General features: G+C 39.7%; 11 protein-coding genes and 1 tRNA gene. 4 read left to right on the top strand and 8 right to left on the bottom strand.

Annotated features, from left to right (window positions below):
* Nucleotides 1-147: 147 nt before the first annotated feature.
* Complete coding sequence (locus ACI7T6_RS05775) at nucleotides 148-3,312, top strand: penicillin-binding transpeptidase domain-containing protein (protein ID WP_404665428.1); 3,165 nt, start codon at nucleotides 148-150, stop codon at nucleotides 3,310-3,312.
* A 4-nt stretch (nucleotides 3,313-3,316) separates the two neighbouring features.
* Here ACI7T6_RS05775 and ACI7T6_RS05780 read toward each other — a convergent pair whose 3' ends face one another.
* Nucleotides 3,317-3,769, bottom strand: a complete 453-nt coding sequence (locus ACI7T6_RS05780; RefSeq protein ID WP_404665429.1) for an NUDIX hydrolase — start codon at nucleotides 3,767-3,769, stop codon at nucleotides 3,317-3,319.
* A gap of 244 nt (nucleotides 3,770-4,013) precedes the next feature.
* Between ACI7T6_RS05780 and kdsB the strand changes: the two genes are divergently transcribed.
* Nucleotides 4,014-4,751 carry a 3-deoxy-manno-octulosonate cytidylyltransferase gene (gene kdsB, locus ACI7T6_RS05785; protein ID WP_404665430.1) on the top strand — a complete coding sequence of 246 codons (738 nt, stop codon included), beginning with the start codon at nucleotides 4,014-4,016 and terminating at the stop codon, nucleotides 4,749-4,751.
* Between the two features lie 7 nt (nucleotides 4,752-4,758).
* Here kdsB and ACI7T6_RS05790 read toward each other — a convergent pair whose 3' ends face one another.
* The 4 genes from ACI7T6_RS05790 to ACI7T6_RS05805 all read right to left on the bottom strand — a co-directional run bounded on the left by ACI7T6_RS05790 (nucleotide 4,759) and on the right by ACI7T6_RS05805 (nucleotide 7,713).
* Complete coding sequence (locus ACI7T6_RS05790; protein WP_404665431.1) at nucleotides 4,759-5,178, bottom strand: hypothetical protein; 420 nt, start codon at nucleotides 5,176-5,178, stop codon at nucleotides 4,759-4,761.
* Entirely contained in the window at nucleotides 5,175-5,897 is a 723-nt protein-coding gene (locus ACI7T6_RS05795; protein WP_404665432.1) for a metallophosphoesterase, read from the bottom strand. Before ACI7T6_RS05795 ends, ACI7T6_RS05790 begins: the two co-directional genes overlap by 4 nt.
* A 105-nt stretch (nucleotides 5,898-6,002) precedes the next feature.
* Nucleotides 6,003-7,262, bottom strand: coding sequence for a hypothetical protein (locus ACI7T6_RS05800; RefSeq protein ID WP_404665433.1), 1,260 nt, complete (start codon nucleotides 7,260-7,262; stop codon nucleotides 6,003-6,005).
* An 88-nt stretch (nucleotides 7,263-7,350) separates the two neighbouring features.
* Complete coding sequence (locus ACI7T6_RS05805) at nucleotides 7,351-7,713, bottom strand: hypothetical protein (RefSeq protein ID WP_404665434.1); 363 nt, start codon at nucleotides 7,711-7,713, stop codon at nucleotides 7,351-7,353.
* Between the two features lie 330 nt (nucleotides 7,714-8,043).
* Here ACI7T6_RS05805 and ACI7T6_RS05810 point away from each other — a divergent pair, with 330 nt between their 5' ends.
* Complete coding sequence (locus tag ACI7T6_RS05810) at nucleotides 8,044-10,959, top strand: peptide ABC transporter substrate-binding protein (protein ID WP_404665435.1); 2,916 nt, start codon at nucleotides 8,044-8,046, stop codon at nucleotides 10,957-10,959.
* A gap of 312 nt (nucleotides 10,960-11,271) precedes the next feature.
* On the opposite strand, the gene trxA is transcribed toward ACI7T6_RS05810, so the two are convergent.
* The gene (trxA, locus tag ACI7T6_RS05815) at nucleotides 11,272-11,592 is read right to left on the bottom strand and encodes a thioredoxin (protein WP_404665436.1); all 321 of its coding nucleotides are present in this window, start codon (nucleotides 11,590-11,592) and stop codon (nucleotides 11,272-11,274) included.
* A 73-nt stretch (nucleotides 11,593-11,665) separates the two neighbouring features.
* On the opposite strand from trxA, the gene ACI7T6_RS05820 reads away from it, so the two are divergent.
* A tRNA-Leu gene (locus ACI7T6_RS05820) sits at nucleotides 11,666-11,749 on the top strand.
* A 7-nt stretch (nucleotides 11,750-11,756) separates the two neighbouring features.
* Here ACI7T6_RS05820 and ACI7T6_RS05825 read toward each other — a convergent pair.
* Nucleotides 11,757-12,419: a lysophospholipid acyltransferase family protein gene (locus tag ACI7T6_RS05825; RefSeq protein WP_404665437.1), complete on the bottom strand. Its 663-nt coding sequence runs from the start codon at nucleotides 12,417-12,419 to the stop codon at nucleotides 11,757-11,759.
* Nucleotides 12,416-13,087, bottom strand: a complete 672-nt coding sequence (gene cmk / locus ACI7T6_RS05830) for a (d)CMP kinase (protein ID WP_404665438.1) — start codon at nucleotides 13,085-13,087, stop codon at nucleotides 12,416-12,418. The genes ACI7T6_RS05825 and cmk overlap by 4 nt, the downstream gene beginning before the upstream one ends.
* Nucleotides 13,088-13,094 lie beyond the last annotated feature (7 nt).

Here is a 13,094-nt window from a genome sequence, read left to right on the forward strand (position 1 = left end):
ACGATTTTTGAGTCGCCGCTTTTTTATCCAAAAAAACCCGTTTTTAATGAAAAAGAGCTTAAAGCATGATAGTACTATAGCCTCTTCTTTCTGAAAATTTCTGTCAGACCCATCGTGTAATAAGCCGTGTGTCGTTATAGTAGTGGCATGGATCTTTCTCTAAAGATTAACCGCATACTCCAATTCTTTGCTCTTTGCCTCATTTTAATCTTAGCAAGATCGTGGCATCTAGCTGTCATTCAGCATGATAAACATGTTAAAATATCGCAGCAACCAAGAAGAAGAACCACTCTTGAAAAACCTGATAGAGCCACCATTCAAGACAGGTTTGGTATTCCTTTAGCGATTAATAAAATTCAATATAATGCAGCTATCTACTACTCTCATATCCGGCAAATCCCTACCCTCCGTTGGAAAAAAAGAGAAGATGGGGTGAGAGTTAAAGTGTTTGAAAGATCAGAGTATATCACGAAGCTCTCTTCCCTCTTAAGCGCAGAACTTGGCATTCCTGCTCATAAAATCGAAGATCTTATTCATGGAAGAGCCTCTCTTCTTCCTCATACACCTTTCATCATCAAAGAGAGTCTTTCTGAATCAGAATATTACCGCCTCAAAGCGTTAGAAAAAGATTGGATTGGACTTGAGGCGCAAAGATCAAGTCATAGAGACTACCCTCTTGGAAAGGTAGGAGGTCATGTGATTGGGTATTTAGGAAAAATCGACTCTCAAAAATATCTTAAATTAGCGCATGAGCTGAGATCTCTTGAAGACTATCTCATTGCCAAGCAAGAAGGAGAAATTCAGTTTTTACCAGAAGGATTTGACTCTCTTGAACAGGTTGCAAAAAGGTACTTTGAACTGCAAGAAAAAGCGTACAGTTTAAACGATTTGGTAGGAAAAAGCGGCATTGAATCTTACTATGACACCGCGTTAAGAGGGTACGCAGGAAAGCAAATTTATGCGATTGACAGGCATGGTAACGTATTACATGAGCTTCCTGGCTCTTACCCTGCAACTTCCGGAAAAAAAGTGACTCTAACATTATCTGCTGAGCTTCAAGACTATGCGGAAAAGCTGCTTGCTGCAAATGAAGGGCCTCATCTTGATCCTGCAGACCCTTTTGTCAGCCATAGGTGGATTAAAGGGTCTGCTCTCATTGCACTTGATCCTAAAACAGGAGAAGTGATGGCTTTTGCTTCTTACCCAAGGTTTGATCCTAATGATTTTATCCCCTCGAATAACTCTAAGCTCAAACAGCAAAAAACATTTCATATTCAAGAGTGGTTAGAATCAGAGGAGTATTTAGGAGAAATTTGGGATGGAAAACGGTCATTAAGAAGAGAGTATTTTTCCTTTGTGAAGGGAAAGTACATCGAAGAGTTTACCCCTCTCTCGTTAGAGCGGTATCTTGAGGCGATTTTTTCTCAAGACACTCTCATGAAAGACACCCTGCACTTAATAGGGAATCTAGAAATGGCCCTCGAGGTGCAAAAATCAGGAACTTCTCACCCGTTACTGCAAGGCATTTTAAAAGAGCAAGATAAGCTCCTCATACTAGATTTATGTCATCTTCTTGCGCCCCATGAGCTTTTTTCTGAAGAGCTTATCTCCTCTTTAGGAGACATGTCTCTTTCTCACTATTTTTCAAGTCGCCAAGAGGCGATGCGGCTTTTAGACTTCATTAAGCCCCGTATCCGGGAACTCTTTTATGACTACGACTTCACCTTTTGGAAAGAGGCCTACTTTAAGTCTTATTTAAAAGAGATGCGGCACCAAGAGAAACAAGAAAAACGGTATGCAAAGCCTTATACAGATTATCTAGATCAAATTGAGAAAAAGTTATGGCTCCGTTTTTGGGAAACCTACCGCTCCATTTTTCTCTACACAGCTCTCACAGGACAAAGCCCAGTTACAGCTGAAGACTACCCCCATCTCACCCCCTATTTATGTCTTTTAAAAGAAGATATTCATACTCTTATTACCCCAAAGACCCATTTTTTAAAAGAGACCCTAGAGCCTCTTTCTTCTTTTCTAGGAGCGAACTACTTATCTACCTTTAAAAGCTTTGATGAATTAGAGTCTCCTTTAAAAAGAAGATACCCTAAACTGCACTCTCCTCTTCATAAACCTTTAGAAAAGCATCTGGCTTCTGCTTTTTATCCCCCTCATGGCTATGGATTTACGAAAGCATACACCCATCAAATTGCAGCGCCTCCAGGATCGGTGTTTAAACTTGTGACAGGATATGAAGCACTTCTAGAGCAGTACCAAAAAAACCTGCCTCTTAATCCTTTAACCATCACAGATGATTGGAGAGGAAATGTCTCTTCGTCTTCATTTATCGTAGGTTTTTTGGAAGATGGAACCCCCTTAAAAAGAACTTATAAAGGAGGAAGACTCCCCAAAAGCTCTCACCCTGGTATGGGAAGACTCGAGATAGAAGACGCCTTAGAGCAATCCAGTAACGTCTACTTTTCTCTTTTAGCAGGAGATGTGATTGAAGACCCCTCTTCTTTAATCGCATCGGCTAAACTGTTTGGCATGGGAGAAAAAACAGGGATTGATCTTCCTTTAGAATCTCCGGGTAAAATCCCCGATGATATCCATCACAATAAGACCGGGCTCTATTCCTTTGCGATTGGTCAACATACCTTAGAAACCACTCCCTTGCAAACAGCTGTCATGATGCAAACCATTGCAAATCAAGGGTGTGTTATGAGACCACATCTTGTCAAAAACCTTGAAGGGATGAATAGAGTCATTTATCATGAGCTATTTTCTCCCTCTTCTCAAAAAGGGTTTGAGATTCTTTCTACATCACACATTACCCATGAAAAAGAAGCGTTTCAAGAAAAAACGGGGAGCTATTTTCTACGGAAAGTTCCGTTTCCCTCTCCTGTCTTTAACACGCTCTTTACAGGGATGCAAAGAGCGGTGTTAGGAAAAAGAGGAAGCGCGCGGCCTGCGATCATGCGAAGGAAATATGATCACCCTCTCTTAATTAAAGACTACATCGATATTCATCAAGATTTAATCGCTAAAACAGGGACTGCGCAGGTGCTTTATAAAACATCTCTTTCCTCTAATATTTCCCCTATCATGGAGCACTATGTCTCTTTTGGAGCCATTGCCTATACGCCTGATTCAGAAGATCTTCCTCCTCTTGAAAAAGAGCCAGAACTTGTGGTTGTGGTGATGATGAGATACCGAAAAGCCGGCCTTGAAGGAGCTCCTATGGCAGCGCAGCTTGTTAAAAAATGGCGAGAGATTAAAGCGCATCACGCCTCTTTACAAAGCTCTTCCGAATTTTGATCTATCAAGTTCTAGAAACTATCTTCCACGCATTAAATAGCTGAAGGATCTCTTCTCCCCCTGAAATGAGCTCAAAAGAGTTAAGCCACTCTTCTTTTACCCAAACGCCTTCTGTATGTTCATCTTCTTTAATGTAAAGAGAAGGTAGCTCAGTAAGCTGAATGCAAAAAAGATGAAAAATAAAACTTCCTGATGGCTTTTGAATATAAAGAGGAAAGACGGGGCATAAAGAGGGCACGGTAACACCTGTCTCTTCTTTAAGCTCCCGGACGGCTGCTATATGAGGACTCTCACCTCTTTCTAACTTACCGCCTGGCAAACACCACTTTCCTCCTTCAAGTTTTAAAGGATGACGTTTAAGGATAAGAAAAGACCCCTCATACTCTAGATAACAGCCTGCAGCTTCAAACTGGGGGTGAAAATGGGGAGGGCACTGCTGAAAAACAGATACGTGCACGGGGTAAACTCCTTAAGTTATACATCTAGAATAGCACAATGAGGCTCTTGTCCTCTTCTTCTTTTGATCTAGGTTAAAAGATAAGATGAGAAAAATGCTCTATTTCCTTTTAGTTCTCTAAAAAAAATATCGCTTTCTTTAGATAAAAAAAATCCCAAAAAAGAAAGCCCTTGCTATCCTAATAGCTAGGTTAGAAAAATGGCCTGACTCTTTTAATCAACATAGCATCTCTTTGGACTGTATTATGACAAAAATTGCCTGTATTATCCCCGCCCGTCTTCAATCAACGAGATTTCCTCGAAAAATACTCGCTCCTCTTCAAGGAAAGCCCTTATTAGAATGGGTGTGGAATGCAGCCAAAAAAATTGATCTCTTCCACTCTGTCACGATTGCTGTAGATTCTGAAGAAACAATAGAGATTGTTAAGCAATTTGGCGGAGACTATCTGATGACCTCTCCTCACTGCCCTAATGGAACCTTGCGGCTCTGCAGTCTTTTAGAACTCTACCCTCTAGAAGGAGATATCTTTGTCTGTTGGCAAGGAGATGAGCCGTTTTTAGAGCAACCCATGATTGAAGATCTTTTACAAACAGCAGGAGTAGATGGTTCTGATATTTGGACCCTCAAGAAGAAAATCACACCGTTAGAGGCTTCATCGCCTCACCATGTTAAAGTGGTGACTGATCATGAAGGGTATGCGCTGTATTTTTCTAGATCTCAAATCCCTTTCCACCGTGATGTGTTACCCTCTGAATACGATCAACATATCGGCATTTATGCCTATACAAGAAAAGCTCTTGAGCAAATACGTCACCTTCCCATGAGCGCTCTTGCAGAAAAAGAGCAACTTGAAATGCTGAATTTCATGTATCACGGTCTTAAAATTAAAGTGCATGAAACCAATCATGAAAGCTTTGGCATTGATATCCCTGAACATCTTGAAATGGCTCATCAAAAACTTGCAGCATTAAAGAATTCTTAAGACCCTCTTATTTTCCAGGGGAAAGAAAGCAGGTGTAGGTTTGCTTATTCTCTTTTGAAGAAGAGGGGTTAACTTCTGTGATTTTTAAAAGGTAACGCTTACCATCTTGGCTTTTTTGACATTTGAGAAGATGTTTGTGATTCTCTTTCAAACGGTATACTGATTTATCTGTTTTTGAAATAAGAAAAGAGCTCTCTACTAAAACCCCCTCTTTCTTATCTGCTAAATCATCTAGAGATTTCCAATACATCTCAATCATATGCATCTTCTCAAGATCAAGAAGCCGTGTGAGTTCAAATTCTTGAAGGATGTCTTTTTGCACCTTAAGAGATTGATAAAGCGTATGCATCGAAAATCCTGCAAACAGCCCCATGAGCGTCATCGCAATGATCACCTCTAAAAGAAGAAAAGGTCTCTTTCTTTTCATGGGATAAGAAGTAGGGGCTCAAATTCAAGGTAATCTGCTGCAGTGAGAAAATAATGAATGCCATTTCTTTCTCCAAAAACGTGGGCGCGTCTCTTAAGATGATGAAGATGCCCAAATACACACATGTTGATGTTAAATTTCTCAAGTAAATTAGAGACTCTAGATTCTTTAAGATTAAGTCCAATTGGGGGGTAGTGCGTCATGACAATCTTGAGAGAAGAGGTTTGATCCATCTCTTTAAGGCTATGCTCTAGCCGAATGAGCTCTTTTTCAAAAATCAAAAGATCTGCCTCAGATAAGAGGGTAGCTTCATCTTTTTCATCTAACGAAAAGTGGTATTCAGGAGTATCCCAAAGACGCGATCCTCCAACTGCAACACCTTTCCAATGAAAGGCATTATTATGGATAAAAGAGATAGAAGGGGGAAGCTTCTCTTGCATTTTTTTGTTAGAGCTCCACCAATAGTCGTGATTACCCCGTATCATGACCTTGGTTCCAGGAAGAGCGTCAATCCAGTTCAAATCGATCACTGCCTCTTCTAGTTTCATCGCCCAGCTAATATCTCCAGGAAGGAGGACTAAATCGTCTTTAGAGATCTTTTTCTTCCAATGCTCTTCGATCTTATCCATGTACCCTTCCCAAGATGGGCCAAAAATGGCCATATCTTTAGAAGGAGTGCTTTTGGAAAGATGTAAATCTGCTAATGCCCATATTGCCATAATCTTCTTCAGTATACAAAAAGAAGAAGAGAAAGTGAAATCATTCCTCCTCTCTTGTATCAGCTTAAAAATAGTTAAGGTTTTTTCCCGTCAAAAAGATCGCTGTTATGTAATCACAGCTCTTAAAGAACTATCTATCCACTCTTCCCTGGAAGCTCTTTTAAAAAAGATAGAGGCTGTAATGATATTGGATAAAAAGACCAGAAACCAAAACCTATGCACATCCCAGCTAAAAATTGCCATAGAGAGGTAAATCGGGGTAAAGCTAATGATCCAAAATACCGAGTAGTATTGAAGAAGAAAAAAGGTATCGCAAGCTGCAGTAATGACTCCAAGCGCAATGAGATTAAATCCATATCCCAAAAGAGCCATCCAAATGCCTGGCGCAATCACTTTAAATAACGCGATGCGGTGAGGAAAGAAGTAAGTTAAATATTCGGGATAAAAAAAGAAAATGAGGCCGATGAGTCCTGTAAAACAGCCGAGAAAAAAGGTGGCACTCAGCACAATATCCCACACTTTTTTAGGCTCATTTTTCCCCAGTTGGTAAGATGAGGCAGTAAGCGTAGTTTGAAAAAGGGCATCAGAAAAAAAGGTAAATAAATAAAAAACCGTGCTCCCCATGGTAAATACATGTAAATGTTGCTCACTTAAAAGGGTCATGGTTTTTGAAACTAAAAACCAATCACTTAAACAAGGAATGGTTCCAAGCCCTCTTAAAAATCCTGGCTTAATGTATTTATAAAATAAATCCAGGTCCCACTGCCAAACCCCACTTCCAAATTTCTCTTGATTACCCTGGGTTAAAAATAAGACAAATAAAATGCTACAGATGATGATTTGAGAAATCACCTTACTTAAAGCCGCACCGAAGCTCCCCATCGCAGGGATGAAAGACCATCCAAAGATCAGATAATAATCTAATACAAGATTGAGAAGCGCCCCTCCAATTGTTAAACAAACAATGGGAAACACTTTTTTTTGACCGATGTAAAATGCTGATAGGGCTCCAATCAAAGGAACAAGAAAATTAAACCAACAGAGAAGAGAAAAATACGCCGTTTCTGCTGCCATAAATTGACTATTGCTATAGAGCAAATAATGCAATCCAAATCCAATAGGAGGAATGATCAAAGTTGTAAGAAGAGAAAACCAGATGAGCTGCCATATGCAAGGCCCAATCTCTTTAAACTGTTTTGCCCCGTAAAAAAGAGCAATGTAGCCTTGCCCCCCTAAAGTGACGCAAAGAGTTGAAGCTTGAAAGATCCGAATGAGAAAAAATCCATTTAAAGAACCGGCAAGTACTGGCTCCGAATACCGAAAAAGAAACACTCTCTCGATATAAGAAGCCGTACTTGTCGCCATGAGAAAGAGCATGATAGGGAGAAAAAGACAACAAAAACTCTTTATTCTCACAGCTCTTAAAACTCACTTCAATTATTAACTCTTTTGTTTAGTTGCCAAATGGAGTTAATGGGAAACAGCCGCTCACTTCTTGGTGCATGATCTCTGGAATAAATACAGAGAGCTGACTTGCAAAGTGTGGGCAAGAATTCCGATAGAACCACTCTTCAGTTGAACTATCAATTGTAAAAGGAATATGAACAAATAATGTCTCTTCTTTAACATAAGTCAGATAGAAATGATCTACTTTCTCACCTTGTCTTAGAACATAGGTCATGTCAGGCATATTTCTTAAGAGGGCTTCTGCCTCTGAGCCTGTTAAATCTGCGTGCCAAGCTGAATGAGAATGAATCTCTTCAAGCTTAACTTGCACAAAACTTGGTAAATTTGTCGTTTGTGCTGATGTAACCATGGGAACCTCCATTAGTAACAAAATTAATTGATAACACCTCCGATATTATCCCTACCGTCAATATTTTGGCAACCTTTTCGTAAAAAAAAACCGCAATTATCTATAGAAAATACAGCTTTTATGCATGTTTAATTTCTGTTTTTTAACCTTAAAAAAGGACTTTTTTCTGAAAATCAGATGAAAAATTATGGATAATTTGGCGGTTTTTTAAAAAAAGAAGCCGGTCATCATGCCCTCTTTCTATGAAAAAACCCACCTGTAAAAAGCCCTCACAAATAAAGCTTCTTTACCTTAAATAGCAACTCTTTTATGTTGTGAGCCATTACCTATATGAATCAAAGCAAGTTAACCTATCTAGATCACAGACTCTCTCACCTAATTGAGCGATTTCCTCAATTTGTTGAACCGTCTATTTTGAAAGATCGCGACAGGCTCATTGCGTATTTTGATACAGATTTTGTTCAAAAAAGATCCCCTTCTCATCTTTTAAGACTCCTTCTTTCTCAACATCTACAAAAGAAAAAGCTCCTCAGCACCTACGCGCTTTCTCCTAAAAATAAAGCTGTTGAATTTCGCATCCTTCCTTTAGAGCTTCAGTACCCTTTTATCTCTAAAAAAATCATTGGAATCTTAGTGCAAATTGCTCTTCCTAACCGGTATGAGCTTTTTGATGAAGACATTTTTCAAAAAGCTGTCGAGCAACTTCTTCCTAAGCTCCATATGGTGAAAGGGTCTTTATATAAATTTCAAAGCCACTACGACACCATCCGAACGTTTTATGCCGAATTTGAAAAACCGGGTAATACCCCTTTTTCCACATCCGAGATCACCCTCCTGAAAAAATATTTAGGAAATGAATGTCTTGAACGGGTAGAAAAACTTGTTCCTTACGTGTTTAAAGTGCGAAATCAAGAAGAAGCTCTTCGTAATATTTTAACGTTAAGCCAAGAAATTGATAAATGTTCTGATCTTCCTCAAATCATGATTAGCTTTGAGACGCAAACCTCTGAGGAAATTACGTTTACAGTGATTGGGGTAAGAGCTGAAGATCATAAATCGATTTCCTTAGAAAACTTAACGCTTTCTAATACAAGTTGCAAATGGATTTTAGAACGGAAACAGCTGGTTCGGTATCTCCAAGATCATGAACCGATTGTTGCCTATTTATTCCGTGTCCTTCTCATTCCTGATACCACGGTTTTACGCAGTGACGGCTCATTAAATTTCTTTGCAGCAAGACAAAAAATTGCAGCTTTTCTAAAGTCAAAAATTGGGGAATATAGAGATTTTAATGGAGGCATTCTCATTAAACAAGAAGAGGTTCTCTCTTCTCTTAGAACAAACTTTCCTCATATCTCCTCTGAACAGGTGGAAAACATCTTTTACTCGATTTCTCCGATTGAAATGCAGACGATATTACCCAAGACAACTCTTCAAACTCTCATTGATTTAACCATTCAAATTTCGAATCTCTCTTTAAATGGGATCTACGACTACCACCTCATCTCCAGTTCTAAGCCTCCCTTTTTAATTGCTATTTTAAAAATTCCCTTTGGCCCTCTTTATGACAAAGCTAAAGACCATCTAGCGTCTGCGGATTTTCCCGAACATATTCAATCGGTTTTCTCCTTTAGCACTAAAGACGCCTATATTTTTGGCTATCTCGTGACACTTGAGGATCAAAAATTTTGCGATAAGTTTGTAGAGGCGTTAAGTAAACTCCTCTCTTACTGGTCTGATGAAGCCAAAAAGCTCAAAACCCTTCGCTTAAGTTTAACAACGTCTATCCACTCTCTAGATCCTCGGATTGGGGGTGATGCCGTGTCTTCCATTTTCTTAAAGCTTCTCTTTGAAGGGTTAACACGGATCGGTCCAACAGGGCAATTAGAACTTGCGATTGCGCATCATATTGAACAGTCTGAAGATTTAAAAACCTACTTCTTCCACCTGAAACCCTCCTTTTGGTCTAATGGAGATCCTTTAACTAGTCACGACTTTGAATATGCATGGAAAAAAATATTATCTCCTGACTTCCATTCTCCTTATAGCTACCTCTTTTTCTGCATTAAAAATGCTGAAAAAGCCAAAAAGCAACTTGTCCCTATGCAATCTGTCGGGATTCATAGTGTCAATGACCACCTTCTGAAAGTTGAGCTCACCTCCATTTCTCCGCATTTTCTGGAAATGCTCTCTCTTCCTATTTTCTCCCCGATTCACATACTCCATGACACCAATATTCCCAATTGGCCTTTTGAAGAAAATGGACGTTATGTGTGTAACGGAGCTTTTAAAATTGAAAAAAATAATAATGATAACAGCTATATTTTCGTTAAAAGCCCGCTCTATTGGGAAAAAAATCGCATCACCCTTGATAGGGTCATGGTGACACGCAGTCACCACTCGCAAAGTCTTGAACTGTTCCTCAATAACCAAATTCATTGGTTAGGAGCGCCTCTTGGAGCGTGGGATCCTCAAATTAAGCAAAATACAACGGATGTGGTTATGAACCACCCGGATAACGGGATTTTCTGGGCTGTGTGTGAAACCAGTCACCCGCTTCTTTGTAATGCCAAAATTAGAAGGGCTTTAAGTGTAGCCATTGACCGAGAAGCGCTTCTTACCTCCATCAACTACCCAAATGACCCAGCATTTTCCTTCCTCCCTCCTATGCACAGTCAAATCACTGAAAACCCTTACCCTTTTTCTGTAGAAGAGGCGCAGGCGTTATGGAAAGAGGGACTCATCGAGACAGGGTTTTCTGAACATAATCTCCCTCTCATTGAAATCAATTTTACAGGGTTCATTGGAAAACGTTCTGCAGAAGCTGTTTGCAGCTCTTGGCAATCTGTTCTTAAAGCCAATTGCCGCATTCAAGGACTTGAATTTAAAGAGTTCATTAATAACTTAGGGGCTAAACAGTTTCATGTCAGCTTAGTTCGTTGGCAACCTTGGGTTAACGATCCTTTCTACACGTTAAACTGCTTTTTAAGTAGTGAAAGCTCTTATAGCTTTACGCACTGCTTAGATCCTAATACCATCGAACTCATCAGGTTAGCGCAAAGAGAAACAGACCCTGAAACGCAGAAAAAATATCTCAAAAGTATTGAAGAAGAGTTTATCCGGGAAAGCTTTATCCTCCCTCTATTTAAAACGTATTATCAATCCGTTAGAAAAAAGAACTTCAAGTTTAAGATCAATCATACGGTGATGGATTTTAAATGGGGACATCTAGAAGCAGAGTCTTAGAATTTTTCCCTTGGGATTTCCTATGCTAAAAGACTGTATAGCAAATTTTTTTTCTTAAGCTCTAGCTCGTTAATCCCTATTGATCTCTCTTATAAACGGCTTTAAGTATCTCTAGTTATTTTTCAAAAATTGTGACCGAAGAATCTTCATATCAGTAGATATCCGTGATGATCTCAAGATGAAATAACCTTCTTCATTGTCTCATTTTTATATAATATTGGGGATCATAGATGATGATGCCCTCCCTAGAAAACCGGGGTAAGATGGGAGGAGAATCCTCCCTTTAAAAAGATCTTAGTCTTTGAAGTTTCCTTAAGAAATAGCGGATAGAACAAACTCTTTAATCGCTTTTGCATCTCTTAACCCTACAATACGGCCCACTTCTTTCCCTTCTTTAAATAAAATTAACGCAGGAATGGAGGTGATTTGATACTGCTCAGACACTCTTTGGGCATGATCAACATTGATTTGAACAATCGATGCTTGATGCTCTACTTCTTTTGCAACAGTTTGAAGATGAGGGATAAGTGCTCTACAGGGACCACACCAATCTGCGTAAAAATCCACTAAGACAACTCCGCTCTCTATCTCTGCTAAAAACTCGCTTTCAGAAATTACTTTTAAATGGCTCATATAGACTCCTAAAGCTTTATTATAGAATCCATTCTCAGAAAATGCAAGAAGAAGGTATAATGCTTAAGATCATGCGGCCATGGCGGAATTGGCAGACGCGCTAGATTCAGGTTCTAGTCAAGGCAACTTGGTGGATGTTCGAGTCATCTTGGCCGCATTGTTCTTTAGGGAGGGATTCCCTCTCCCCCTTTTTCCACCCACTCTTTTAAAGCCTCAACTGACTCTCGTAAGCATAGTGTGAGCTTTTCTTGCCCTTTTTTGGCATCTTCTTGCAAAAAGGCGTTAGCTAAAATAGGAGATCCAAACACAACATGTAGCTTACCTCCAAGTTTAGGAAATTTTCTCTTCCGACTCCACACCTCATAAGCCCCTTGAATGTACACCGGAATAATCGCTGTTTGAGACTTATACGCTAAGTAGGCAGGTCCCTGTTTAAACAGCTGAAGCTCTCCTGAAGGTGATCTTGTCCCTTCGGGGAAAATCATGATCTGATGACCCCTTTCTAAAAGAGCGCATGTCTGTTTTAACACTTCAGCATGCCCTTTATGAGTCACGACAGGATGGGCATTTAAATTTCTAATCAAAGATCCAAAGATCTTATTTTTAAAAAGAGATGCTTTAGCTAAAAAGTGCACAGGTTGGAGCCAACTGGTCGCAACAAGGGGAGGATCAAAAAAAGAGGTGTGATTGGGAGCTAAAATAGCGCCATGAGGATAAAAATGTTCTAACCCGCTTACCTTGATGTGGTAAAAGAGATGAAAAAATACCCTAGTAAAAAAGAGAATAAAGCGGTAGAGAAATGACCCTTTTGTAGTTTTAGAAATCAACGAGTTTCTCCTTGCTGACAATAGGTGACAATACGGCGCACCACTTCTTCAAGGGTAAGGTGGGAAGTATCAATCTCTTCACTCTTTAGAGGCTTTTGTAAAGGGGCAAGCTTTCTTGAAGAATCCAGCAAGTCTCTTTGGTTAATTTGCTCTAAAATCTCTAAATAAGAACACCTAGACTCTATCTTTTTATCTTGAAGCTCCATCCACCGTCTCCGTGCCCGGATTTCAGGAGCAGCTGTTAAGAAAAACTTAAAATCTGCATGAGGAAAGACGACAGATCCCATATCCCTTCCTTCAAAAACGCCTCCCTGACTCTCTGCCCAAGCTCTTTGCATATCCCATAATAGATGTCTTACCGCAGGTATGGCAGAGATGAGAGAGACTTTCTCAGTGACTTCTTGAGACCGAATCTGTTCTGTCACATCTTGATCATTAACCACATAAAGCGCCTCTTCTCCTACCCACTCTAGGGTAAAATGAAACTGCTTAAGGTAGTAATGAATAGACTCACTATCCTCTAGAGAAATAGGTTTATCCAGAAAAAAATATGTGACGGCTCTATACATCGCTCCTGTATCAAAATAGGGGAGAAAAAGCTCTTTTGCCACCCGCTTTGCAATGGTTGTTTTTCCAGTTCCAGCTGGCCCGTCAATGGTAATAATCACGTAACAT

The sequence above is a fragment of the Rhabdochlamydiaceae symbiont of Dictyostelium giganteum genome, assembly GCF_964291045.1.
Classification (GTDB): domain Bacteria; phylum Chlamydiota; class Chlamydiia; order Chlamydiales; family Rhabdochlamydiaceae; genus PALSA-1444.

Bases quoted from the DNA above. Each gene is read 5' to 3' on its own strand.
- ACI7T6_RS05800 (WP_404665433.1), bottom strand. From the start codon at position 7,262: ATGGCGACAAGTACGGCTTCTTATATCGAGAGAGTGTTTCTTTTTCGG.
- ACI7T6_RS05790 (WP_404665431.1), bottom strand. From the start codon at position 5,178: ATGAAAAGAAAGAGACCTTTTCTTCTTTTAGAGGTGATCATTGCGATG.
- ACI7T6_RS05810 (WP_404665435.1), top strand. From the start codon at position 8,044: ATGAATCAAAGCAAGTTAACCTATCTAGATCACAGACTCTCTCACCTA.
- ACI7T6_RS05805 (WP_404665434.1), bottom strand. From the start codon at position 7,713: ATGGTTACATCAGCACAAACGACAAATTTACCAAGTTTTGTGCAAGTT.
- trxA (WP_404665436.1), bottom strand. From the start codon at position 11,592: ATGAGCCATTTAAAAGTAATTTCTGAAAGCGAGTTTTTAGCAGAGATA.
- ACI7T6_RS05775 (WP_404665428.1), top strand. From the start codon at position 148: ATGGATCTTTCTCTAAAGATTAACCGCATACTCCAATTCTTTGCTCTT.
- ACI7T6_RS05795 (WP_404665432.1), bottom strand. From the start codon at position 5,897: ATGGCAATATGGGCATTAGCAGATTTACATCTTTCCAAAAGCACTCCT.
- kdsB (WP_404665430.1), top strand. From the start codon at position 4,014: ATGACAAAAATTGCCTGTATTATCCCCGCCCGTCTTCAATCAACGAGA.